The following is a 24,230-nucleotide window of genomic DNA, read 5'->3' as shown; positions in this document are numbered from 1 at the left end:
GCCGCGGCATTCCGCGACGCGCCGTAGCCGTTACTCGGCTGCGTCCGGCAGTCGAACCGGAGCTTCGTCGAGCTTGGTGTTCTCCAGCTCGACATTGAGGCCAAGCGACCGCATTTCCTTGACGAGCACGTTGAAGCTCTCGGGAATGCCTGCCTCGAACGTGTCGTCGCCACGCACGATCGCCTCGTAGACCTTGGTGCGGCCGGCGACGTCGTCCGACTTCACCGTCAGCATTTCCTGCAGCGTGTAGGCGGCGCCATAGGCTTCCAGCGCCCAGACCTCCATTTCGCCGAAGCGCTGGCCACCGAACTGCGCCTTGCCGCCCAGCGGCTGCTGGGTGACGAGCGAGTACGGGCCGATCGAACGCGCGTGGATCTTGTCGTCCACCAGGTGGTGAAGCTTGAGCATGTAGATATAGCCCATCGTCACCTTGCGATCGAACGGCTCGCCGGTGCGGCCGTCATAGAGCTGCGACTGACCGCTGGTATGCAGGCCCGCCTGCTCCAGCATGATGTTGATGTCAGCCTCATGCGCGCCGTCGAACACCGGGGTCGCGATGGAGACGCCGCGGCGCATCTGCTCGCTGAGGCGAACGATGCTCTCGTCGTCATACTCGCGGACCGGCTCGTTGCGGTCGTTGGCCGGCATGAAGCTTTCCAACGTCTTGCGCAGCGGCTTGATATCGCCGGCAGCCTTATACGTGTCGATCAGCTCGCCGATCTTCCTGCCCATGCCGGCACAAGCCCAGCCTAGATGCGTTTCCAGGATCTGGCCGACATTCATGCGGCTCGGCACACCCAGCGGGTTGAGCACGATATCGGCATGCGTGCCGTCCTCGAGGAAAGGCATGTCCTCGACCGGAACGATGCGCGACACGACACCCTTGTTGCCGTGACGGCCGGCCATCTTGTCGCCGGGCTGCATCTTGCGCTTCACCGCCACGAAGACCTTGACCATCTTCATGACGCCCGGAGGCATTTCGTCGCCGCGCTGCACCTTCTCGACCTTGTCCATGAAGCGTTGCTCAAGCGCCTTCTTGGAATCGTCGTACTGGCCACGCAGGGCTTCCAGTTCGCTCTGGAGCTTTTCGTTCTCCACCGCGAACTGCCACCACTGCGAACGCGGATACTCGTCCAGCGTGTCCTTGGACAGCGTAGAGCCCTTCTTGAAGCCCTTCGGTCCAGCGATCGCTTCCTTGCCGACGAGAACGTCGGAAAGACGCGCATAGACGTTGCGATCCAGGATCGCCTGCTCGTCGTCACGGTCCTTGGCGAGGCGTTCGATCTCCTCGCGCTCGATCGCCATGGCGCGCTCGTCCTTCTCCACACCGTGGCGGTTGAACACGCGCACCTCGACGACGGTGCCGAAGGTGCCCGGAGGCATGCGCATCGAAGTGTCGCGCACGTCGGAAGCCTTTTCACCGAAGATGGCGCGCAGAAGCTTCTCTTCCGGCGTCATCGGGCTTTCACCCTTCGGCGTGATCTTGCCGACCAGGATATCGCCAGGCTGAACTTCCGCACCGATATAGACGATTCCGGCTTCGTCCAGGTTCTTCAGCGCTTCTTCCGAGACGTTGGGAATATCGCGCGTGATTTCCTCCGGACCGAGCTTGGTGTCGCGGGCCATGACCTCGAATTCCTCGATGTGGATCGAGGTGAAGACGTCGTCGGCCACGATACGCTCGGAGAGCAGGATCGAGTCCTCGTAGTTGTAGCCGTTCCACGGCATGAACGCGACCAGCACGTTGCGGCCGAGCGCCAGATCACCGAGCTCGGTCGACGGACCGTCGGCGATGATGTCGCCCTTGTTGACCCGGTCGCCCATACGCACCAGCGGACGCTGGTTGATGCAGGTGTTCTGGTTCGAACGCTGGAACTTCATCAGCCGGTAGATGTCGACGCCGGACTTGCCCGGGTCGAGATCCTCGGTGGCGCGGATAACGATACGCGTCGCGTCCACCTGGTCGACGATGCCGCCACGACGGGCGCCGATGGCGGCACCTGAGTCACGGGCGACGATCGGCTCCATGCCGGTGCCGACGAACGGCGCCTCGGCGCGCACCAGCGGCACGGCCTGACGCTGCATGTTCGAGCCCATCAGAGCGCGGTTGGCGTCATCGTTCTCGAGGAACGGGATGAGCGCCGCGGCAACGGACACCATCTGCTTGGGCGACACGTCCATCAGGTCGACGTTTTCGCGCGGCGCCATCATCACTTCGCCGGCGCTGCGGCAAATGACGAACTCGTCGACGAAGCCGCCGTTCTTGTCGAGCTCGGCGTTGGCCTGCGCGACATGGTGCTTGGCCTCTTCCATCGCCGAGAGATAGACGACGTCATTGGTCAGCTTGCCGTCGACGATCTTGCGGTACGGGCTTTCGATGAAGCCGTACTTGTTGACGCGCGCGAAGGTCGCCAGCGAGTTGATCAGACCGATATTCGGGCCTTCCGGCGTCTCGATCGGGCAGATGCGGCCGTAATGCGTCGGGTGCACGTCGCGCACTTCGAAGCCGGCGCGCTCGCGGGTCAGGCCGCCCGGTCCAAGCGCCGACAGGCGACGCTTGTGGGTGATCTCCGACAGCGGATTGGTCTGGTCCATGAACTGCGACAGCTGCGAGGAACCGAAGAACTCGCGCACGGCGGCTGCCGCCGGCTTGGCGTTGATCAGGTCCTGCGGCATGACCGTGTCGATCTCGATCGAGGACATGCGTTCCTTGATCGCGCGCTCCATGCGAAGCAGGCCGACGCGGTACTGGTTCTCCATCAGCTCGCCGACCGAACGCACGCGGCGGTTGCCGAGATTGTCGATGTCGTCGATCTCGCCCTTGCCGTCACGCAGTTCGACCAGCGTCCTGACCACGGCCAGGATGTCGTCCTTGCGCAGCACGCGCACGGTGTCCTCGGCCTTGAGCTCGAGACGCATGTTCATCTTGACACGGCCGACGGCAGACAGGTCGTAGCGCTCGCTGTCGAAGAACAGCGAGTTGAACATGGCTTCGGCGGTCTCGAGCGTCGGCGGCTCGCCCGGGCGCATGACACGGTAGATGTCGAACAGCGCGTCCTGGCGGCTCTCGTTCTTGTCGACGGCGAGCGTGTTGCGGATATAGGCGCCGACATTGACATGGTCGATGTCGAGGACCTGGATCTCCTGCTCGCCGGTGCCGAGCAGCACCTTGAGCGTCTTGTCGTCGATCTCGTCGCCGGCCTCGAGGAAAATCTCGCCGGTGGCATAGTTGACGATGTCCTCGGCAAGGTAGTTGCCGAGCAGATCCTCGTCGGTCGCCTTGATCGCCTTGAGACCCTTCTCGCCGAGCTGACGTGCCTGGCGGGCGGTGATCTTCTTGCCCGCCTCGACGACGATCTCGCCGGTGTCGGCGTCGACCAGGTCGCCGACGGCCTTGAGGCCGCGGAAACGCTCGACGTTGAACGGAATGCGCCAATGGTCGCCGGCGCGCTTATAGGTGATCTTGTTATAGAACGTCGACAGGATCTCCTCGCCGTCCATGCCGAGCGCCATCAGCAGCGAAGTCACGGGGATCTTGCGGCGGCGGTCGATGCGGGCGTGCACGACGTCCTTGGAATCGAACTCGATGTCGAGCCACGAGCCACGGTAGGGGATGACGCGGGCGGCAAACAGAAGCTTGCCCGACGAGTGCGACTTGCCCTTGTCATGGTCGAAGAAGACGCCCGGCGAGCGGTGCATCTGCGAGACGATGACGCGCTCGGTGCCGTTGACGATGAAGGTGCCGTTGAGCGTCATGAGCGGCATGTCGCCCATGTAGACGTCCTGCTCCTTGATGTCCTTGATCGACTTGGCACCGGTATCCTCGTCGATATCGAACACGATGAGGCGCAGCGTCACCTTCAGCGGCGCGGCATAGGTCAGATCGCGCTGACGGCATTCGTCTACGTCGAATTTCGGTCCTTCGAACTCGTACTTCACGAACTCCAGCATGGAGGAGCCGGAAAAATCGGAGATCGGGAAGACCGACTTGAAAACAGCCTGCAGCCCTTCGTCGGGACGTCCGCCCTTGGGCTCGTCCACCATCAGGAACTGGTCATAGGACGCCTTCTGGACCTCGATGAGGTTCGGCATCTCCGCAACTTCCGGGATCTTTCCGAAAAATTTGCGTACGCGTCTGCGGCCATTGAAAGTCTGGGTCTGGGCCATCGTCGCTCCTTAGCTCTAAACTCGGGACGAACCTCGCCGCGGTTCGCCTTGCATACTGAGCCACCTGGCCGGCGGCTCTCTGTCTGTTCTCCGGCCGCCTTTCCAATTGCTTGGCGGCTACCGGCTAAAACGGGAGAAAACCCGTTTCCTGAAGGCCGGTTTCGGCCCTCAGGAAAGAGGTTTTCGTACATCTCGCGTCACGCAGCCTCCCTGGTCACCCAAGGGAGTGGCGGACGGCGCGAGGCCGCCCGCCGCTTGATACGCTTACTTCAGCTCGACCTTGGCGCCGGCTGCTTCCAGCTGGGCCTTGAACTTGTCGGCGTCGGCCTTGGAAACGGCTTCCTTGACCGGCTTCGGAGCCGCTTCGACCAGGTCCTTGGCTTCCTTGAGGCCAAGACCGGTGATGGCGCGGACTTCCTTGATGACGTTGATCTTCTGAGCGCCGGCGTCGGTGAGGACGACGTCGAATTCCGTCTTTTCCTCGACGGGAGCAGCAGCAGCGGCAGCACCGCCGGCAGCGGCAACCGCGACCGGAGCAGCAGCCGAAACGCCCCACTTTTCTTCCAGAAGCTTCGACAGCTCAGCCGCCTCGAGGACGGTCAGCTTCGAAAGGTCGTCTACGATCTTTGCGAGATCAGCCATTGTTGTATTCCTTCGTTAGGTTCGAACGTGTGTTTTTGATAGCGAGGAACGGCCTCATGCCGCCTCGTCCTTCCGGGCGTAAGCGCCGATGACGCGCGCGACCGAGGCCGCTGGCGCATTGACGATCTGGGCGATCCGGGTTGCCGGCGTGGCGATCATGCCAACCAGCCTGGCGCGCAGCTCATCGAGCGACGGAAGTGTGGCGAGTGCCTTCACACCGTCGGCGTTGAGCGAGGTGGTGCCCATTGCGCCGCCGAGGATGACGAGCTTGTCATTCCCCTTGGCGAAATCGGACGCGACCTTCGGCGCCGCAATCGGATCCTCCGAATAGGCGATCAGCGTCTGTCCCTTGAACAGGTCGATGATCGATGCGGAGTCCGTGCCCTGAAGAGCGATTTTGGCGAGACGGTTCTTCGCGACTTTAACGGTGCCACCGGCGGCGCGCATTTTCGACCGAAGGTCGTTCATTTGCGCGACGGTGATACCGGCATAGTGGGCCACGACGACTGAACCTGCGCCCGAAAACGCATCATTCAGGCCCGTGACGAGTTCGCGTTTTTCCGCTCTGTCCACTGCCTATCTCCAGTTGACCCCAGTCCCGTTAATGGGAACATTCCCATTTTCGAGGACAGGCGTCGGGTTGCCTTTTGCCGGCCGGGCCATCCAGTAACGGATCTCCCGAACGACGCTCGAGGATCCTGCCCCCTTTCGCCACATCGACGGCCAAGCCGGCGATGCGCAGACAAAAGGCAAACACGGTTCGAACCTTTCATTGGAGCTTGTTGCTCCGTTGTCCGGTTTTCACCCGTCTCATGCAGGCCCACATGAATTAAGGCCCTCCTCTTGAATCAAGGTTCGGGCCGCCCGCAATCTCGGACAGGATGTCCGGAAGCCTTCCGGCTTCCGGTACCGGGCCCAGGATTAATCCAAGGCCCGGAATTCAGTCACGGACCGGCCTTCGAGAGGCCGATCCAAATGGTCCAATCATGACGCGGCGAGCGTCGAGACGTCGAGCTTGAGGCCTGGGCCCATCGTCGAGGTGACAGACACCTTCTTGACGTAGTTGCCCTTGGCGCCGGTCGGCTTTGCCTTGGTCACCGCATCGGCGAAGGCACGGATGTTCTCTTCCAGCGCCTTGACGTCGAACGAGACCTTGCCGACGCCGGCATGAACGATGCCGGCCTTTTCGACGCGGAACTCGACAGCGCCGCCTTTCGATGCCTTGACGGCCGCGGCGACGTCGGTGGTGACGGTGCCAACCTTCGGGTTCGGCATCATGCCGCGCGGGCCGAGCACCTTACCGAGACGGCCGACGAGCGGCATCATGTCCGGCGTGGCAATGCAGCGATCGAAATCGATCGTGCCCTTCTGGACGATGTCGACCAGATCCTCGGCACCGACGATGTCGGCACCGGCGGCCTTGGCCTCTTCAGCCTTGTCGCCACGGGCGAACACGGCAACACGGACCGAGCGGCCGGTGCCGTTCGGCAGGTTGACCACGCCGCGGACCATCTGGTCCGCGTGACGCGGGTCGACGCCGAGGTTCATGGCGACTTCGACGGTCTCATCGAACTTGACCGAGGAGCGATCCTTGAGCAACTTCAGCGCATCACCGAGCGCGTAAGCCTTGTTGGGATCGATGCCTTCACGGGTCTTCGATACACGCTTTGCAATCTTTGCCATGATCTTAGCCCACCACTTCCAGACCCATCGAGCGGGCCGAGCCCTCGACCATACGCATGGCCGCTTCGACATCGTTCGCGTTCAGATCCTTCATCTTGGCGGTCGCAATTTCGCGAACCTTGTCGCGCGAAACGGTGCCAGCCTTGACCTTGCCCGGCTCCTTCGAGCCCGACTTCAGGTTCGCGGCCTTCTTCAGGAAGTAGCTCACCGGCGGCGTCTTCATGACGAAGGTGAACGACTTGTCCTGGTAATAGGTGATGACGACCGGAACCGGCGATCCCTTTTCCATTTCCTGGGTCTGCGCGTTGAACGCTTTGCAGAACTCCATGATGTTGATGCCGCGCTGACCAAGCGCCGGGCCGATCGGGGGCGACGGCGTAGCCGATCCCGCGGAGACCTGGAGCTTGAGCTGGCCTGCAATTTTCTTAGCCATCTCTTTTCCTGCCTTTGTCTATGCCGGCCCCACGATCTGGGAAACACCGGCGGTTGCAGTCTGGTGGTGCGGTTCTTGCGGCCGGCTAAAGCCGCCTTCGCCTCCCACCGTTCTCAAGGCCGCGCGTTGCCGCACCGCCTCACCTGATCGCCAGACCGGCATCAGGGATTTCGGATCAGCCCTTTTCGACCTGCCCGAATTCCAGATCGACAGGCACGGCGCGCCCGAAGATCGAAACTTCCACCTTGAGCCGCGCCCGCTCCTCGTCCACTTCCTGGACGAAACCGTTGAATGACGCGAAGGGACCATCCGAAACGCGGATCGCCTCGCCGATCTCGAAGGTGACCGAGGGCTTCGGCCGCTCGACGCCTTCCTGCACCTGGTTCAGGATGCGCTGCGCTTCCGCCTCGGTGATCGGCACCGGCTTGGAGTCGCCGAGGAAACCGGTGACCTTCGGCGTGTTCTTGACCAGCGAGAACACGGCGTCGGTCAAATTAGCCTTCAAGAGCACGTAGCCCGGGAAGAACTTGCGCTCGGCGTCGACCTTACGGCCGCGACGAACCTCGACGACCTTCTCGGTCGGCACCACGATCTGCTCGATATCGGCGGACAGACCCTTCTGCTTGGCCTTGTTCTCGATGTCCTCGGCAACCTTCTTCTCGAAGTTCGAATAGGCGTGGACTATGTACCAGCGCGTAGCCATTTTTACGACTTCTCCTAATCGCCGGACTTAGCGTCCAATGCCCAGAATCTGCTCGACCGCGAGGCCCATGAGCTGATCGGCGGTGAAGAAGAAGATCATCGCGATCACAGCGAAGGCCAGGACCATGATCGTCGAGATCATCGTCTCGCGGCGCGACGGCCAAGTCACCTTGGCTGTCTCCGCGCGCACCTGCTGGAGAAAGACGAAAGGATTTGTGGTTTTCGAAGCCATATGCCGCCTGTCTTCAAGACCCGTTGGCCGGGTCCCCTGGATGATCCCGCTGGCCGGGACGTGCCGCCTGAGCCCAATCTCGCGCCGAATCAGCGCAATCATTTCGCCCATGCAAATCAGACGCGTAAAGCCGGCTTCCCAGCTTCACGCGTCGCGTGTCTGTTTCGTCTACATAAAACCGATTCTTGGTCCACGCAAGTGGCAAGTGTCCGCTTTATGACCAAACGCCGCCTCGGAACCATCCAGTCGTTCCGTTCCGGCTATGGCACCTTTATGCCCCAATGAGCCTAATATGGCAAGCGGGTCACCGATTTTCAAAGGCCGCCTGCAAAATCGTTGTGATGCCATCTTGGAAAATGGCACGGGCAGCAGGGCTCGAACCTACGACCTGCGGTTTTGGAGACCGCCGCTCTACCAACTGAGCTATGCCCGTACACGTGCGCCTCGGCGCAGGCGCTTCCTAAAAGCTTCCGCACGCTCTGTAAAGAGCGGTTTGCAAGCAAACATGCCTTAACCCTGCGCCAGAAATCGGGATAGTCGGCAACTCAGCCAGAAACCGCCCCGCCTGCCCCCCGCGGCACAAGATGTTCGAAGCCCGTTCCATCCCACTCGCGCCGGCGCACGACCTTGGCATCTGCGGCACCAGTCATCCACCTCCCCGGCAACCGGAAGCTATTTTTCGTCCGGCACCCGGTACGGCCCGCCGGGCACGCCCCAGCCCCAGGCGGGCATCGGTTCGGTCTCGGGATCGCAGGTCTCGCCGAGATTGGAATTCATCTTGGCCAGCCGCGATCCCCATTCGATGTAGCCCATGAAGGCGGAACGGAATTCGGGATCGTCCGGCAAACCAACCTCATCCGCCGCGTCGGCGAGAAGATTGATCCAGCGGCGGCGCTGCTCCTCGGTCAAATGCTTGCCCAGATGATGCATGACCATTTCGCGATGGCCGCCAAAGTTTTGGCTGTAGGTTTTCGGTCCGCCGAAGACCTCGCCGATGAAGGCGGCGACATGGGCGGGGTGATCCGGCGACATATGTTTGAACACCGGGCCAACGACCGGGTCTTGTGCCACCTTGTCATAGAAGGTTTGCGTCAGCCGGTTCAGCGCCTCGGCGCCGCCGGCCCATTCGTAGAGTGTCGGAACGTCCTGGCTCATTCTTGATCCTTCGCCGGCCCCGCGGCCGCGACGATAGCGGAAATCGGATATGGCTCAACCTGCCTCGATGGGCAGTTTCGACGTCGCCGTGCTCTACAGCCTGGCAGGTGCGTCGGCCTGTGCATTGGCGGCTGGCAGGCCTCGGCAATTGTCGGGCTTGGCAACGGCTTTGCAAATCGTGGAGCCGGTCAACGCGTCGACCGATTGCGGTCCCGTTGTCAGTCCAACCCTGCGCATCATGTCTGCGTCAAGTTGCCCCTCGGCCGAGCGTCGCTCGACCGCGGCGAACAGAGCAGGACCGATCGCCATTTCGTCGAGATACGCCTTGACCACCAGCTTCTGTCCCATCGGATACAGGCTGAGCCGCGCCCGGGGACCGACAAGCCGTCTGGCGCCGCCGGCAAACACGAGCGCACAGGCAGAATCGCACTCCGCCCCCGCATCGATGCTCAATCCGGCATAGGCTCCTTCGGTGGCGAGGCAATTCCACACGCCGGGGTCGCAGTCGACGAAATCTGTCCGGGCAACGGCTATGTCGAGCTTTCTTTCATGGACAAGTCGTCCCATTGCGAGAGCGCTGGACAGGTCGCCTCCGCGTGAACTGATGACGATAGGCAGTCGCCGATTGCCAAGCGTGGCCAGCAACTGCCGCAGCTTCTGCGGCGTCTGGCCGGTGATCGCACCTTCCGCCGATATCCATTCCGGACAATCGGGGTTGCACAGCGGATTGCTGCCGCGAACCACGACAAAGCGCATGTCCCCGCCGGCCTTCGCGGCGTCCGGTTGAACCGGTACGGCAATCATGGGCTTGAGGGTGGCCGACGGCGTCGTCTTGTTTGCAGATCCAGCTATTTCCCGGCAGTTGGTGGCCGGCTGGCCAAGCCCGCAGAGGCTTGCCGTGGTCAACACATCCACTGCGTCCCGGCTGGTGACCAGCTTCATCGTCAACATGGCGTCGAGCGGAATCTGACGAATCTCGCTGGCCGGCGTAGCCTTCATGATTTCCAGCACGCCGTCGCCTATCCCCATTTCCCTCAGGTACGCCGAAAGCGTCTTCTCGACGGCCCTGCTCATCTCGTAGGTTTTATAGCTGCCTGCGCTTTTACGGCTGACCACCTTGGTGCTGATGATCTTCTTCTTGCCGTTCACGATCCGGTACGTGGTCCGGTAGAGCAGTTTCTCCCGGTGATATATGGTGGTGATCTGGTGGACGCCGAGATAGCCGAAATCTCCGATCACGCGGCGGACACCGCCGGAAAACATCAGCGGACAGGCCGAATTGCACATGGCTCCGTCGTCATGGACTATCCCGAAATAGTCGGCGCTCTTGCCCTTGTTGTCCTTGCAGTTCTTAATTTCCGGCTGACAACCGGAAAAAACCGTCACGCCGACGGCGACATCGAGCTTGTTCTTGCGGATCATCCGGCCAAGTGCCAGCGCCGCATCGACATTACCGCCGGGCGAATTGACGACCACCGGCAATTGCCTTCCCTTGAGCGCCTTGAGCGTGCGTTTGAGGAGCGCCGGCGTGCCCGCGGCGATGGTGCCGTCCGCCGATATCCACTCAGGACAGTTGGGTTCGCATCCCGGAGCGTTGCTGCGCACGACGACGAAGCGCATGGGCGGGATGTCGGGAGGCCCATCCTCCGCTCGCGCTGTCAGAACAGGCAGCAGCATAACGACGACGAGGCAAACCAGTGCCCACAACCGCCATGCCTTCCCATCAAAACAGCGCCTTGGAACCACTGTTGGCAAAGCTCCCTCAGTGCAACCTATACTAGTTGCAGCCATGGCGCTTGCAACAGGTTTGAACCAACCCTGGCAATACTTGCGCTGCCAAGCGCAAGTAAACGAAAAAGGGCGGCCCGAAGACCGCCCTTTCCTCGATCCGGCAGAGCCGGTCTCGATTATTCCTTGATGGTGACGACGATGCCGGCACCGACGGTGCGGCCGCCTTCACGGATGGCGAAGCGCAGCTTCTCTTCCATGGCGATCGGCACGATCAGCTCGACATCGACCGTGATGTTGTCGCCGGGCATCACCATCTCGGTGCCTTCCGGCAGCGACACGATGCCGGTCACGTCGGTCGTGCGGAAGTAGAACTGCGGACGGTAGTTGGTGAAGAACGGCGTGTGACGGCCACCTTCGTCCTTGGTCAGGATGTAGGCTTCGGCCACGAACTTCTTGTGCGGCTTCACCGTGCCGGGCTTCGCCAGAACCTGGCCGCGCTCGACACCTTCACGGTCGACGCCGCGCAGCAGCGCGCCGATGTTGTCGCCGGCCTGGCCCTGATCGAGCAGCTTGCGGAACATCTCGACCCCCGTGCAGGTCGTCTTGGTCGTCGGGCGGATGCCGATGATTTCCAGTTCCTCGCCGACCTTGACCACGCCGCGCTCGACGCGGCCGGTCACGACCGTGCCACGGCCCGAGATCGAGAACACGTCCTCGATCGGCATCAGGAACGGCTTGTCGAGCGGACGAACCGGCGTCGGGATGTAGGCGTCGACCTGAGCCATCAGCTCGCGGATCGCGTCCTCGCCGATCGTCTTGTTCGAATCCTCAAGCGCTGCCAGCGCCGAACCCTTGACGATCGGAATGTCATCGCCGGGGAATTCGTTCTTCGACAAAAGTTCGCGAACCTCGAGCTCGACCAGTTCGAGCAGCTCGGCGTCGTCGACCTGGTCGACCTTGTTCAGGAACACCACGATCGACGGCACGCCGACCTGACGGGCAAGCAGGATGTGCTCGCGGGTCTGCGGCATCGGGCCGTCGGCGGCCGACACGACCAGGATCGCGCCGTCCATCTGCGCGGCACCGGTGATCATGTTCTTCACATAGTCGGCGTGGCCGGGGCAGTCGACATGCGCGTAGTGGCGGTTGGCCGTCTCGTATTCGACGTGAGCCGTCGAGATCGTGATGCCGCGCGCTTTCTCTTCCGGCGCCGCGTCGATCTGGTCATAGCGCTTGTATTCGCCAAAATACTTGGTGATCGCAGCCGTCAGCGACGTCTTGCCATGGTCGACGTGACCAATCGTGCCGATGTTCACATGAGGCTTAGTGCGCTCGAATTTACCTTTTGCCATAGTCTCTTTCCTTGGACGGCCTGGACTTCAGTTCAGTCGAATGCGGGGCGATTAGCGAGAAAGGCCAAAAAACACAAGCGTCTTTTGCCCGGACGCCATCTCACTCGGCCAGAACCCATGATCCGATTGCGGGGATATGGCGCTGATATAGGGTCCCGCCGTTGAAAAGGGAATGGGCGAAGGTCCGACGGAACAATTGGAGGATTCCGAGGCCTGCGTATCTGTCGCTGTCGGATCTGCCGGCGGCCCATGGCCCATTGCGGCGGCGATCCGGGTCTGATTTCCTGCGCCGATGCATTTCATCCCGACTGCCATTCGCGGCCCGCTGTTCATGATCGTCTCGACCGGGTCATATCTGGTCAACGACACGATGATGAAGCTCGCCACTGCGGGCTTGCCGTCCTACGAAGTGCTCTTCCTGCGTGGTGCCGCGGCAACGCTGTGGGGCTTTCCGCTGCTGTTTGCGCTCGGCTACGGCAAGCAGATCCCCCTGATCTTCGACAAGCGGGTGCTGCGCAGGAACCTGCTCGAACTGGCGGCGATCCTCTGTTACGTCGTCGCGCTCGCCAACATGCAGATCGCCGATTCCACCGCGCTGGGGCAGATCACGCCGCTGCTGATGCTGGTCGGATCCTCGATCCTGTTTGGCGAGCGCATCGGCGGCCAGCGCATGGCGCTGATCGGGCTGGGCTTCATCGGCGCGCTGATGGTGGCGCAGCCGACCATGCAAGGCATTTCGGTCTACGCCTTGCTGGCGCTAGGCAACGCGACATTTGCCGCCGCCCGCGATCTGGCCGGCCGCAAGATCACCGCCGAAGTGCCAGGAATGATCGTGGCGATCTCGGCGGTCGTCGTGGTCCTGATCGGCGCCGGCGCCGCGCATCTGGTTTCCGAGCGCTGGGTAGCGCCGGAGGCGCACCACCTGCTGCTGATGGCGGGAGCCGGTTTCTTCCTGATCTTCGGCCACTTCTTCATCTTCATGGCCTATCGCGTCGGGCCGACCGGAGCGGTAGCGCCTTTCTACTACTGCTTCACGGTCTGGGCCGTCATTTCGGGCCTGCTGGTGTTCAGGCAATTCCCCAATGCACTGGCGGTCTGCGGCATCCTGCTGGTCGTCTGCAGTGGGTTGACCATCGTGTCGCTGGACCAGCGCAAGCGCCGGCTGGCCGTGGTCGCCTGATCGGCGGGGCGCACCGGCATTGTAGGTTCCAACACCGTGAGTGCAGGCAGCACCAACGGCGGATTATCGCAATTCAGGATTTCGGCAGAGCTGGTAATCTGCCGACACGTCTAGATGGTGCGCTTGCCCGCGAACTGATGGTAGGCCCACAACACCACGACGGCACCCACGACCGCGACGATCAGGCTGTAGATGTTGAGGCCGGTGACGCCCGAAGCACCGAAGGCACTGAAGATCAGGCCCCCGACGACGGCACCGACAATGCCGAGCACGATATCCATGATCATGCCCTGACCGGTCTTGTTGACGATCTTGCTGCCGATGAAGCCGGCGATGACGCCGAGAATGATCCAGCTGATGATACCCATTTTTTCCTCTCCATTCCTCCGCCAACCGGACATTTTCATATGAATGTCAAAACCACAAGCCAGGTTGAAATTCCGCCCGATTGCGTCATTGTTGAAGATGGGCCGGGCTTGGCCAGATGGAGGGATCCACTATGGGACTTTTTGACAACGCCGTTCCCGGCGGCAACATCACCAAACCGCTGATGATCGCGCTCGGTGCCCTGCTGGTCGGAAAGATGCTGAGCGGCAGAAGTGCCGAACAGCCGGAGCAGCCTCAAGCTCCCGCGCCGGCCGATCCTACACCCGTCGGAACCGCGTCCGGTGACGGCGGCCTGCTCGGCGGACTGGGCGGCCTGCTCGACAAGCTCAAGAACGCCGGCCATGGCAATGTCGCCGACTCCTGGGTCGGCACAGGGCAGAACCAGTCGATCAACGCCAATGAGCTGGGCAACGCGATCGGACCGCAGGTCATTCGCGAGATCGCCCAACGGACAGGGCTCGACGAGCAGGAACTGCTCAAGCAACTATCCGCGGCCCTACCCGGCATCGTCGACAAGCTGACGCCGAACGGCCAGATGCCGCAACAGCACCAGGTCGCGTCAGCGTTCAACAGCTAGCGCGGCGCACACCGAAGCCTGAAGCGCTGCGCGCTTGCCGCGCAGTGTTTCGGCTTGCCGACGGTGTCGCTGGAAACCTGGAGCGGGTAGCGGGAATCGAACCCGCACCAAGAGCTTGGAAGGCTCATGTGATACCATTTCACCATACCCGCGCACGCATGCCCTAGCTATTCGACAAGGTTCCCAAGGTCAAGGAGCCTCTCGCGACCCCGCCGAAATTGCAGGCCAGGCTCGACCTCATTGTCCGATCAACATTCCCTGCAAAAAAGCATGGGAGCAGAGCCCGAAGGTTGAAAAGTAAGCTAGGTTCAAGGCGGAGGAACGAGAATGGATACCCATCTCTGGTTTGCCTTTGTCGGTACCGTGATCCTGTTGCAGATGCCACCTGGGCCCGACAGCATGCTTGTGATGGCCCGTGGCATCGGGCAAGGGCGTGGCACGGCGCTGTTTACGGTCGTGGGAATGACATTGGGCGCCGGGTTGGTGCAATTGCCTCTAATCGCCCTGGGTGTCTCCTCGCTGTTGCGTGCATCACCACTGGCGTTCGATGCGCTCCGCTGGGCCGGAGCAGCCTATCTGGTCTGGTTGGGCATACGTTTACTGTCCGGGACGAAGGAGGACCTGGAGGTCGATCAGATCAGGCGCGTGGGGCCGCTCGCCGCGATGCGCGAAGGCATGATCGCCAATCTCATAAATCCCTGGCCCATGACCTTCATGATCGCCTTTCTGCCTCAGTTCGTCGATCCGACCCGCGGCTCGGTCTGGCTGCAGATGCTGTTGCTTGGCGCGACCCAGAAACTGACCGGCGTACTGGTTCTGGGAACCTATGCGGTCGCATCCGGCACACTGGGTGAATGGATCATGCGGCGGCCGGGCATCAGGCTTTGGCAGCAACGGATAGCTGGCTGCTGCATCGTCGGTCTTGGCGTCCGGATGGCCGTCGGAGGCGGTAAATAGCACGGACCTTTCAAGAGAGAACAGGATCAGATCCGACATCGGTCTCGAGGCTGCGGCCACGGAACACCAAATGCCAGACATCCACGTTCAGCTGGTCAGGGGGAATGGGCGCGCCAAGGCGGAGGCGGGCGCCGCCCTCTATCGCTACAATGTGGCCAAAACCGGCGTTGACGACCGCGTGCCGATCGGCGCCGTATTGCGCGACACCTCGGGAAACATCCTTGGCGGCCTGTGGGGCAGGACCGAACTCGGCTTGCTGTTCCTCGATATGTTCTTCGTGCCTGAAAGCATTCGGGGCAGATCACATGGCAGCCGCCTGCTCGCTGCCGTGGAAGCGGAAGCGAGGAAGCGCGGTTGCCAACGTGCGGTGGTCGAGACCAGCAGCTTCCAGGCGCCCGGCTTCTATGTCCGCCACGGCTACGAGGAATTTGGCAGGGTTGAGTTCGGCCTTCAGGGCACTGCCCGCATCTTCCTGCGCAAAACCCTCTGATGCTGGCGCAAGAAGCCGCGATACCCCTGATCGGCAGGCATGGTCGCGCGACGAGGGTTGCTCTTGAAAAACCGCAGGATCTTTGCGCCTACGCGTCAGCCACCCCCCTGTCGCGACCTGTGATCGTCAGCTTATCAAATCGTCTATCCTGATCGGCAAGTCTCGAATGCGCTTGCCCGTGGCATGGTACACGGCGCTCGCCACCGCCGCCGCGGTCCCGACATTGCCGAGCTCCCCCAAGCCTTTGACGCCGGCCGGATTGACGTCCAGGTCGACCTCGGGAACGAGGATGACGTCGACCTGTTTGATGTCGGCGTTGACCGGCACCAGATAGTCCTGCAAATCACGATTGACGTAACGGGCGTTGCGTCGGTCGATTTCCGTCGCCTCGTGAAGGGCTTGGCCGATACCCCAGATCATGCCGCCCATCAGTTGGCTGCGCGCGGTGCGCGTGTTCATGATGCGTCCCGCCGCAAAGGCACCGACCACGCGCGGCACCCGGATTTCGCGTGTGTAGCTGTTGACGCGCACTTCGACGAATTCAGCGCCAAAGGCATATTTCACAGAGTCCTTGTCCTGATCGCCGCCGTGGAACTCCGCTTGCCCGGCATAGAGCTTCTTCAGTGCTTCCGGGGTCGAACCCTTTGGCGCAAACTCGGCGTACTCCTCTATCGCGCCGATCTGCATCGCCTTGAAGACATCCGACAGCTTGGCGGATTTGCCGCCGCTTGCCACGATCTTCTCCTGCTCCATCTCCAGCTTGGCATTGCCGGAACCGGCCAGCGGCCCGTCTCCAGCGACGGCTGCCGCGAAAAGTTTGGCACGCACCGCGTCACAGGCCTTCAGAACCGCCGAGCAGACGCTCGCTGTCGAAATCGAGCCGCCCGAGACCGGCGCCGGCGGCAGGGCGCTGTCGCCCATCTCGACGCTGATCTTGTCCATCCCTATCCCCAGACGTTCGGCGGCCATCTGCCCGGCGATGGTGCGCACACCAGTGCCGATCTCATGCGAGCCGCACTGAACGCGAACTTGTCCATCGGCGGTCAGGCGAACACGGGCCGCGCATGGCGCGCTTGCCGTGGGATAGATTGCGGTCGCGCACCCCATGCCGACCAGCCAGTCGCCCTCCCGCATCGATCCGACCGCCGCATTACGCTTCGACCAGCCGAAGGCCTCCGCAGCCTGGTCGTAGCATTTGACCAGCGACCGGCTGGAGAATGGCTTGCCGCCGATAGGCTCTCTTTCAGGCTCGTTGATGCGCCGAAACTCGACGGGATCCATGCCGAGCGCCACAGCCATTTCGTCCATGGCGTTCTCAAGCGCGTAGACGTAGGGCGTCTCCGGCGGTGAGCGCATGTAGCCCGGTGTGTTGCGGTCGGCATGGACGACCGAAACATGAGTGAGCACCGAACCGTAATTGTACATGCGGCCGGTGGCGGACGTGCCGCCGACGACATAAGGGTCAGGGCGTGACGTCACCTCCCAGCCCTCATGTCCGAACGCCGTGATGCGGCCGTCCTTGCTGGCGCCTATGCGAATTCGATGCCTGGTCTCGGCGCGATAGGTTTGGGTGTTGAAGGCCTGCATGCGGCTGACGACGCAGCGTACCGGCCGCCCAACACGACGCGCGGCAACCGCGACAATTGCCGTGCGAGCCGTCATCGGTCCCTTGGAACCAAAGGCGCCCCCGACATAAGGGCTGACAATCCGCACATTGGCAGGGTCGACCTTCAACTGCCGGGCAAGTTCGATTTTCCAGCCGGTGACATTCTGGCTTGGCTCATGGACGATGAGTTGATCGCCTTGCCACATCGCCGTGGTCGAGAACAGTTCGATCGGATTGTGATGCTGGGTCGGCGTGGAGTATTTTTGGTCGATCTTGACGGCAGCGGATGCATAGGCAGCGTCGAAGTCGCCTGCTTTGACATCCTCCTGCAACATCGGGCTTTTGCCGGCCGCCGGTTCCACTTTCACGCCTTTGGAATCGAAGCTGGCGCTGGGCGGTTCGTCTTCGTAGTCGGCGCGGATCAACATCGACGCTTCCTCCGCCGCCTCGAATGTCTCGGCAACGACCAGAGCGATGATCTGGCCGTCGTGGAAAATCGTCTTGTCATGCAGGGGTGCGATAGAGCTCGCACCGGTGTTGCCAAATTTCGGAGTGTCCGTCTGATCCATGTCGCCATAGGTGATGATGTCCAGCACTCCGGGCACGGCCCTGGCATCATCGGTATGGAGTTTGGAAACCTTGCCCCGAGCGATGCTGCTGGTGGCAAGAGCGCCATAAGCGACATTGGCCGTGGCGATGTCGGCCGGATAGCTGGCTTGTCCGGTAACCTTCAGCCTGCCGTCGATGCGGACAACCGGTTGGCCTTGGTTTTCTTTTGGAACTGGCGCGGCTTGATTCATGGCTCAGACCTTCATGTCACGGGTTTCGAGCAGCGCTCGCACCAGCGTGCGCTTTCCCAGCGGTATCTTGAATGCGTTGTGTTCTCGTGGCCTGGCATCGGCGAATGCGGCTTCGGCCGCAGCTGCCGCGGTCTTGTCGTCAAGGGCATTGCCGCGCAGCGCATCCTCCGCCGCCCTCGCGCGCCACGGCACCGTCGCGACGCCGCCGAGCGCGATGCGCGCTTGCCCGACCGTGTTTCCATCCATCTCCAGCGCAACCGCCGCCGAAGCCAGCGCGAATGCGTAGGATTCGCGGTCGCGTATCTTCAGGTAGCGCGAGCGACGGCTCCATGCGCCAAGCGGAACATCGATGGCGACGATGACTTCATCGGCGGCCAGATCCGTCTCGATGTTGGGCGTGTCATCGGGAAGCCGATGCAGCTCGGCGATCGGGATCTTGCGCTGGCCACGCCGCCCTTCCACTTCAACGACCGCGTCGAGCGCAATCAGCGCCTGCGCGAAATCACCGTGATAGGTAGCGATGCAGGCATCGCTGACGCCGAGCACGGCATGTTGGCGGTTTACCCCTTCCATCGCCGCACAGCCGGAGCCGGGCTCCCGCTTGTTGCACGGCCAGGAGGTTTCGCGAAAATACTCGCACCGCGTTCGCTGCAGGATATTGCCGGCTAGGCTGGCCATATTGCGAAGCTGGCCGCTGGCGGCGAATTTCAGACTGTCGGCAAGGAGCGGGCAGCGGCGCCTGACGTCACTGTTATCGGCTGCCTCACCCATGCGAACCAGCGCACCGAAACGGATGGTGTCGTCGTTCGTTTCGATCTGCCGCAAAGCAGGCTCGGCAAGCTCGTTAAGGTCGAGCAACCGCTCCGGCTGCGCGACACCCAGCTTCATGTAGTCAGCCAGATTGGTGCCGCCGGCGATGAACTGGGTGTTGGCCTGTGTTGGCGCAACATGCCTGTCCTCAAGATGAGACGCTATGGCGATCGCCGCCGAGACGCTCGTTGGTCTTTCATAGAGGAAGGGACGCATCTAGGCTCTCCTGATCTCGTCGCGTGCTTGGATGATCGCCGCAACGATGTTCGGATAGGCCGCGCACCGGCACAGATTGCCGCTCATATATTCGCGGATGTCATCCTCCGAACCGGCATGGCCTTCATCGATGCAACCGATGGCGGACATGATCTGGCCCGGCGTGCAGTAGCCACATTGAAAGGCGTCATGATCGACGAACGCCTGCTGTACCGGGTGCAGTTCGCCGTCGGCCGAAGTCAGGCCTTCGACAGTCGTGACCTCGCGTCCTTGGTTCATGACGGCGAAGCTCAGGCAGGATAGCACCCGCTTCCCATCGACAAGAACGGTGCAGGCGCCGCACTGGCCGTGGTCGCAACCCTTCTTGGTACCAGTCAGACCAACATGATCACGCAGGGCGTCAAGCAGGCTCGTTCGATTGTCGAGTGCTAGGGTGTAGGCCTGCTTGTTGATCCGAAGCGAAATCGTCGACAGGTCGCGCGGTTCGACCGCTCTGGCGGGCGATGGCTCGGCGGCTCTTGTCGAGGTGACCATGAGAGGCACTGCGGCTGCCGCCGTAACAGAACCCGTCATGAAGGTGCGTCTGCTCAGGCCGCTGGGATTTGTGGAATTGGACATGGCTGGCTTTCCGGCTGGCTGGAGTCTCAAGCGGACCAAACTGCTCGTGGGAGGCAAAGTTCCCTCCTCACACCGCTGTGATCGTTTCTTTTGCAGGACGGCCGTGCGGAACTTAAGCCGCAAGGCCGTGGTTGTCCTCGACAGGTTTCCAGGAAGGAGGCGATCATGAGCAATGATCCGAGCGGTCGGCGCAGCGATCGAAATGGTGACGAAGGCCCTGTCTTTTCGGCTGAACAGGCGCGGCAAGGTGAGATCATCCTGCGCACCCGCACACGCCGGATCATCTTCATCGCAGGACTGGTCGGCATCGTGATCCTCATCGCGGTGATCAGATTTGCCGTCCGTTGAGTGGCTTTGGAGCTGATCCCGACCAATGCCGCCCAGCCTGTTCGTCAGGAACTTTTGTGAAGAGCTGTCGTTTAGTCGGTCGTTAAAGCGGTTGGCGCCATCCTTGAAAGTTCTCCCCGTGGACGCAAAAACCGAGACTGAAGAACCAGACAGAATCAGGAATGCACGCGGCGCTTCGAGCAAGGCCGGACCGGATGCGTCGCTAAAACGCATGGGCGATGTGGCGCAGCCTAACGCTCCGGAGCGCGAAACGCGGGACAAGGAGGCGGATGAACAAAAGCCCAGCCTCCTAGCTTTCCCCCGGCAGCATCCTTACGCGTCCATTGCAATCCTGATCGTGCTGCTGCTGGCCGCGGTGGGGCTGGTCATGTGGTGGCTGAATGCCCGCCAGTATGAATCGACCGACGACGCTTTTATCGACGCCCGCACGATAACGGTCAGCGCCGAGATATCAGGACGGATCACTGACCTTGCGGTGACCGACAACCAGCCGGTCAAGGCGGGTGACGTCCTGTTGCGCATCGATGACAGCGACTATCGGGCCAGCCTCAAGCAGGCCGATGCCGGGGTAGCCTCGGCGCAGGCCGACATTGTCGACGTAGGGGCTCAGATCACAGCTCAGAATGCAAAGATCGATGAAGCGCAGAAGCAGATGGCGCAAGCGCAGGCCGCCCTCGATTTTGCCAAAGCCGAGGACCAGCGGAACCGTGAACTTCTTGCCAAGGGCACGGCCACCCAGCAGCAGGCGCAGCAGGCCGCTTCCACGCTGCGCCAGGATCAGGCTGCTCTCGACAGCGCCCAAGCCAATGTGGCTGCGGCCAAGAGCCAGATCGCTGTTTTGCAGGCGCAGGCCAAGAGCGCCGAAGCCAAGCTCGATCAGGCCAGGGCCAGCCAGAACCAGGCGAGTACGATGCTGTCCCGCACAACCATCACCGCACCGGTCGCCGGGCGGGCAACCAGCATTTCGGTCGCCAACGGCACCTATGCCCAGCCAGGCCAGGTTCTGATGATGTTTGTTCCCGACGAAGTCTGGGTGAAGGCCAACTTCAAGGAGACACAGCTCGATCTGATGCGGCCGGGACAGCCGGTCGACATCGACATCGACGCCTATCCGGAAAGATCTTTTCATGGCCGCGTCGACAGCATCCAGGCGGGTAGTGGCACCGCCTTCAGCCTGCTGCCAGCCGAAAACGCCACCGGCAACTTCGTCAAGGTGGTGCAGCGCGTCCCGGTGAAGATCGTCTTCGACAAAGCGCCCGGCGTGCTGCTGGGGCCGGGCCTGTCGGTGGTGCCGACGGTCAAGGTGCGATGACTGGCGAAATCTCCGGCGACCAAAGCGAAAGCCGGTCGGCCGCCGGCGGGCGCAACCCGTGGCTGATCGCCATCGTCGTCTCCATCGCCACCTTCATGCTGGTGCTGGATACCTCGATCGCCAATGTGGCCCTGCGCAACATCGCCGGCAGCCTGGCTGCCGGGATGGACGAGAGCACCTGGGTGATCACTACCTATCTGGTCGCGAATTCCGTAATCATCCCGGTCAGCGGCTGGTTGGCCAGCGTGATCGGGCGGAAGCGCTACTACATGCTTTGCGTGGCAACGTTCACCATCGCATCGCTGTTGTGCGGCCTCGCGCCCAATCTGGAAATGCTTATTTTCTTCAGGATCCTGCAGGGTCTCGGCGGCGGCGGCATGGCGCCGAGCGAACAGTCCATCCTTGCCGATACCTTTCCGCCCGAGAAGCGTTCCCAGGCTTTTGCCCTTTATGGCGTCGCCGTCATTGTCGCACCGACAGTCGGGCCGACCCTCGGCGGCTGGCTGACCGACCATTTCTCCTGGCACTGGATATTCTTCATCAACGTGCCGTTCGGCATCATGTCGCTTGCCTTGGTGCAGTGGCTGCTTGTCGAGCCGGACGTGATCGAGCGCGAACGTCAGGAGCGGCTGAAGGGCGGCCTCAGAATAGATTGGGTCGGGTTCATCCTGGTCGCCACCGCTCTTGGCTGCCTGGAAATCTTCCTCGATGAGGGTCAGCGCAACGACTGGTTCGCATCGGGTTTCATCACGACTTTTGCCGTGATTTCGGCGATCTCGTTCCTGCTGCTCATCCCATGGGAGTTTAGTCACCGCGATCCGATCGTCGATATACGCCTGCTCTTCAGCCGCCAGTTCGGTACGTCGTTCCTGGTAATGATGGCGGTCGGCGCCGTGTTGTTCAGCACCACGCAGTTGATGCCGCAGCTGCAACAGACCGCCTTCGACTATACGGCCACCCTGTCGGGCCTTTCCATGATGCCCGGCGGCATCGCCATGCTGATCCTGATGCCGATTTCCGGATTTGCCGCCGGATTGGTGCAGCCCAAATATCTGATTGTGATGGGCATGTCCGTTGTCGTGGTCGCCTTGTGGCACATGACGTCACTCACCCCCGATGCCAGCTTCCGCTTCTTTGCCTTCGCGCGCGTCTTCCTGATGATCGGCCTGCCGTTCCTGTTCATTCCCATTTCGACAGCGGCCTATGTCGGCCTCGCTCCGCGGAAGACCAACCAGGCGTCGGCGCTGATCAACGTCGCCCGCAACATCGGCGGGAGCATCGGCGTGTCATTGTCGAACACCGTGATCGCGCAAAACGCGCAGCTGCATCAATCGAACCTTGTCAGCCATACCGCGCAATCGTCACCCGCCTATCAGCAGTTGCTGCGTCAGGTGACGGATCACTTTGTCGCCCAGGGCTCGAACATGCTTGAGGCCAAGCAGCAAGCCGTCGGCTGGCTCGGGCAGTTGATCGCGCGCCAGGCCTCGCTGCTCGCCTATATCGACGTTTTTCGCTACTGCGCCATCGCGACGGCACTGTTTGTTCCCCTCGCCTTGCTGCTGCGGTCTCCAAAACCCGACAAGCGCCAGCCGAAATAACCGCGCCCCGCCGACCTCTTGCAGAACTTCTGCCGCCTGCGTTTTCCCGGCACTTATTGCACGTCGCCGGCATTGAATGTGGCGAATGACCGGCAACGTCAGATCCAGTTCGAGAGAACCGTCTCCATCTCGACGGTCTCCACCTGCTGCGCGAACCGTTGGTGATAAACGGTCAGCAGCGCGTCATGCGTTGCGTCGGAAGAACTGCACAGCGCATCCGTAACGAGAACCACGCGATAGCCGAAATCGATCGCTCCGAGCACCGTAGCCAGAACGCACACGTCGGTTTCGCCGCCGGTGATGACCAACGTATCGATGTCGCGTTCGTTCAGAAAAGCCCGGAGGTGACCTTCGAACCAAGGCGAGTATATGTGCTTGTCGATGATGGCCGCTGGCGGGCAGTAAGCGGCTAATGCCGGCAACAGGGCGACCATTTCGGGACCAATATTTTCGATCGCCATCGAGGCCCAGCGCTCATAATAGCGCTTCCATGTACCAACGCCCTGCCCCGGCTTTTGCGCGGGCAGGAAGCGCGTGAAGACGGTCTGTGGCGCTCGTCTTTCGACCAACCTTTCGATATGAGGAAGGACACGGGTGATCCAGGGGGTCGCCCACTGCGACGGCTCGGCAAACAGCTTTTGCATATCGACACAGACATGCATGCATCGATGCCCCAACGGACCATATGCCAAGCCCGACATCGACATCGAAGATAGTCCTATTCCATGACATGCGGGGTGTGCCGTTTGTCCTCCACCGGGTCGACATCGATGCGCGCCTTTTGCGGATCGAAGGTGCCATGACCTGCGATGGCCCGCGCTGCCGTATCGGGCGTCTCGTATGCCCACATGAAGTCGTCGGCCGAGCTACCGACGGCATGGACCCGCCAATAGCTCGCGGTTCCCTTGAGCGGTGAGCTGCTTGTGGTGTTGGTCTTTTCGAAAAGCTCGAAATAGATGTCCTCGAAAGGGATAAAGAACATCGGCTCCTGTCCCTCTTCCCTGACTAGCTTCGCGCGCTCCGTGGCTGCGACCACAGCATCGGAAAATCGCACGGTCACCGTTCCGGCAAACGGCTCTATGGTCAGTGGACGAAAGTCGTGTTCTGACATTGCAACTGAAGTTTGCATCCGAATTCTCCCTGGCTATCGTTTGATCGTCAGACTGCGTTTCGATCCATCAATGAAAACGAAATGCGCGGCGATGCATCAGGTTCCAGCTTGTGCGGTGAAGCC

Annotated in this window: 23 protein-coding genes and 2 tRNA genes; 7 read left to right on the top strand and 18 right to left on the bottom strand. The window is 61.7% G+C overall.

The window, feature by feature from the left end; genetic code table 11:
• Positions 1 to 30 precede the first annotated feature (30 nt).
• The 11 genes from rpoB to tuf form a co-directional block, all read right to left on the bottom strand.
• Positions 31 to 4,167, bottom strand: a complete 4,137-nt coding sequence (gene rpoB / locus FJ492_RS01205; protein WP_027146629.1) for a DNA-directed RNA polymerase subunit beta — start codon at positions 4,165 to 4,167, stop codon at positions 31 to 33.
• 264 nt (positions 4,168 to 4,431) lie between these two features.
• Complete coding sequence (gene rplL, locus FJ492_RS01200; protein ID WP_027146630.1) at positions 4,432 to 4,809, bottom strand: 50S ribosomal protein L7/L12; 378 nt, start codon at positions 4,807 to 4,809, stop codon at positions 4,432 to 4,434.
• A gap of 54 nt (positions 4,810 to 4,863) precedes the next feature.
• Entirely contained in the window at positions 4,864 to 5,382 is a 519-nt protein-coding gene (rplJ, locus tag FJ492_RS01195; RefSeq protein ID WP_027146631.1) for a 50S ribosomal protein L10, read from the bottom strand.
• Positions 5,383 to 5,793: 411 nt separating this feature from the next.
• Entirely contained in the window at positions 5,794 to 6,492 is a 699-nt protein-coding gene (rplA, locus tag FJ492_RS01190) for a 50S ribosomal protein L1 (protein WP_027146632.1), read from the bottom strand.
• A gap of 4 nt (positions 6,493 to 6,496) precedes the next feature.
• Positions 6,497 to 6,925, bottom strand: a complete 429-nt coding sequence (gene rplK, locus FJ492_RS01185) for a 50S ribosomal protein L11 (protein ID WP_010909262.1) — start codon at positions 6,923 to 6,925, stop codon at positions 6,497 to 6,499.
• Positions 6,926 to 7,100: 175 nt separating this feature from the next.
• Positions 7,101 to 7,628, bottom strand: a complete 528-nt coding sequence (gene nusG / locus FJ492_RS01180; RefSeq protein WP_015317996.1) for a transcription termination/antitermination protein NusG — start codon at positions 7,626 to 7,628, stop codon at positions 7,101 to 7,103.
• Between the two features lie 27 nt (positions 7,629 to 7,655).
• Positions 7,656 to 7,859 carry a preprotein translocase subunit SecE gene (gene secE, locus FJ492_RS01175; RefSeq protein WP_027146633.1) on the bottom strand — a complete coding sequence of 68 codons (204 nt, stop codon included), beginning with the start codon at positions 7,857 to 7,859 and terminating at the stop codon, positions 7,656 to 7,658.
• Positions 7,860 to 8,216: 357 nt separating this feature from the next.
• Positions 8,217 to 8,292 (bottom strand) — tRNA-Trp (locus FJ492_RS01170).
• Between the two features lie 239 nt (positions 8,293 to 8,531).
• On the bottom strand, positions 8,532 to 9,014 hold the full coding sequence (locus tag FJ492_RS01165) for a group II truncated hemoglobin (RefSeq protein ID WP_140711502.1): 483 nt from the start codon (positions 9,012 to 9,014) through the stop codon (positions 8,532 to 8,534).
• Positions 9,015 to 9,107: 93 nt separating this feature from the next.
• Positions 9,108 to 10,760, bottom strand: coding sequence for a hypothetical protein (locus FJ492_RS01160; RefSeq protein WP_140768114.1), 1,653 nt, complete (start codon positions 10,758 to 10,760; stop codon positions 9,108 to 9,110).
• 161 nt (positions 10,761 to 10,921) lie between these two features.
• Entirely contained in the window at positions 10,922 to 12,097 is a 1,176-nt protein-coding gene (gene tuf / locus FJ492_RS01155) for an elongation factor Tu (protein WP_013895701.1), read from the bottom strand.
• A 292-nt stretch (positions 12,098 to 12,389) separates the two neighbouring features.
• Here tuf and FJ492_RS01150 point away from each other — a divergent pair, with 292 nt between their 5' ends.
• A complete protein-coding gene (locus tag FJ492_RS01150; RefSeq protein ID WP_140768112.1) occupies positions 12,390 to 13,277 on the top strand; it encodes a DMT family transporter in 888 nt (295 codons plus the stop codon).
• A 110-nt stretch (positions 13,278 to 13,387) separates the two neighbouring features.
• On the opposite strand, the gene FJ492_RS01145 is transcribed toward FJ492_RS01150, so the two are convergent.
• Complete coding sequence (locus tag FJ492_RS01145; protein ID WP_140768110.1) at positions 13,388 to 13,645, bottom strand: GlsB/YeaQ/YmgE family stress response membrane protein; 258 nt, start codon at positions 13,643 to 13,645, stop codon at positions 13,388 to 13,390.
• A 131-nt stretch (positions 13,646 to 13,776) separates the two neighbouring features.
• Here FJ492_RS01145 and FJ492_RS01140 point away from each other — a divergent pair, with 131 nt between their 5' ends.
• Complete coding sequence (locus tag FJ492_RS01140) at positions 13,777 to 14,241, top strand: YidB family protein (RefSeq protein WP_027146890.1); 465 nt, start codon at positions 13,777 to 13,779, stop codon at positions 14,239 to 14,241.
• Positions 14,242 to 14,319: 78 nt separating this feature from the next.
• Here the strand turns inward: FJ492_RS01140 and FJ492_RS01135 are convergent.
• Positions 14,320 to 14,393 (bottom strand) — tRNA-Gly (locus FJ492_RS01135).
• 175 nt (positions 14,394 to 14,568) lie between these two features.
• Here FJ492_RS01135 and FJ492_RS01130 point away from each other — a divergent pair.
• On the top strand, positions 14,569 to 15,198 hold the full coding sequence (locus FJ492_RS01130) for a LysE family translocator (protein WP_140508867.1): 630 nt from the start codon (positions 14,569 to 14,571) through the stop codon (positions 15,196 to 15,198).
• 70 nt (positions 15,199 to 15,268) lie between these two features.
• Positions 15,269 to 15,688, top strand: a complete 420-nt coding sequence (locus FJ492_RS01125) for a GNAT family N-acetyltransferase (RefSeq protein ID WP_140508865.1) — start codon at positions 15,269 to 15,271, stop codon at positions 15,686 to 15,688.
• A 126-nt stretch (positions 15,689 to 15,814) separates the two neighbouring features.
• Here the strand turns inward: FJ492_RS01125 and FJ492_RS01120 are convergent, their stop codons facing one another.
• The 3 genes from FJ492_RS01120 to FJ492_RS01110 are packed head-to-tail and all read right to left on the bottom strand — an operon-like array spanning position 15,815 to position 19,738.
• Positions 15,815 to 18,094, bottom strand: a complete 2,280-nt coding sequence (locus tag FJ492_RS01120; RefSeq protein WP_140768108.1) for a xanthine dehydrogenase family protein molybdopterin-binding subunit — start codon at positions 18,092 to 18,094, stop codon at positions 15,815 to 15,817.
• A 3-nt stretch (positions 18,095 to 18,097) separates the two neighbouring features.
• A complete protein-coding gene (locus FJ492_RS01115; RefSeq protein WP_140768106.1) occupies positions 18,098 to 19,120 on the bottom strand; it encodes a xanthine dehydrogenase family protein subunit M in 1,023 nt (340 codons plus the stop codon).
• Positions 19,121 to 19,738 carry a (2Fe-2S)-binding protein gene (locus FJ492_RS01110; protein WP_140508859.1) on the bottom strand — a complete coding sequence of 206 codons (618 nt, stop codon included), beginning with the start codon at positions 19,736 to 19,738 and terminating at the stop codon, positions 19,121 to 19,123.
• Between the two features lie 165 nt (positions 19,739 to 19,903).
• On the opposite strand from FJ492_RS01110, the gene FJ492_RS01105 reads away from it, so the two are divergent.
• The 3 genes from FJ492_RS01105 to FJ492_RS01095 are packed head-to-tail and all read left to right on the top strand — an operon-like array spanning position 19,904 to position 22,996.
• Complete coding sequence (locus FJ492_RS01105; protein WP_140508857.1) at positions 19,904 to 20,086, top strand: hypothetical protein; 183 nt, start codon at positions 19,904 to 19,906, stop codon at positions 20,084 to 20,086.
• Between the two features lie 25 nt (positions 20,087 to 20,111).
• Positions 20,112 to 21,398, top strand: a complete 1,287-nt coding sequence (locus FJ492_RS01100; RefSeq protein ID WP_140508855.1) for an HlyD family secretion protein — start codon at positions 20,112 to 20,114, stop codon at positions 21,396 to 21,398.
• Positions 21,395 to 22,996, top strand: a complete 1,602-nt coding sequence (locus FJ492_RS01095; protein WP_181166556.1) for a DHA2 family efflux MFS transporter permease subunit — start codon at positions 21,395 to 21,397, stop codon at positions 22,994 to 22,996. Before FJ492_RS01100 ends, FJ492_RS01095 begins: the two co-directional genes overlap by 4 nt.
• Positions 22,997 to 23,094: 98 nt before the next feature.
• Here FJ492_RS01095 and FJ492_RS01090 read toward each other — a convergent pair whose 3' ends face one another.
• Together FJ492_RS01090 and FJ492_RS01085 are read right to left on the bottom strand one after the other, a co-directional pair.
• Positions 23,095 to 23,703 carry an isochorismatase family cysteine hydrolase gene (locus FJ492_RS01090; protein ID WP_140508853.1) on the bottom strand — a complete coding sequence of 203 codons (609 nt, stop codon included), beginning with the start codon at positions 23,701 to 23,703 and terminating at the stop codon, positions 23,095 to 23,097.
• Positions 23,704 to 23,714: 11 nt separating this feature from the next.
• The gene (locus tag FJ492_RS01085; protein ID WP_246675865.1) at positions 23,715 to 24,107 is read right to left on the bottom strand and encodes a DUF427 domain-containing protein; all 393 of its coding nucleotides are present in this window, start codon (positions 24,105 to 24,107) and stop codon (positions 23,715 to 23,717) included.
• Positions 24,108 to 24,230: the final 123 nt, after the last annotated feature.

It is taken from the genome of Mesorhizobium sp. B2-5-4, assembly GCF_006441095.1.
Lineage (GTDB): Bacteria > Pseudomonadota > Alphaproteobacteria > Rhizobiales > Rhizobiaceae > Mesorhizobium > Mesorhizobium salmacidum.
This window is presented reverse-complemented; position numbering and strand designations above follow the sequence as displayed.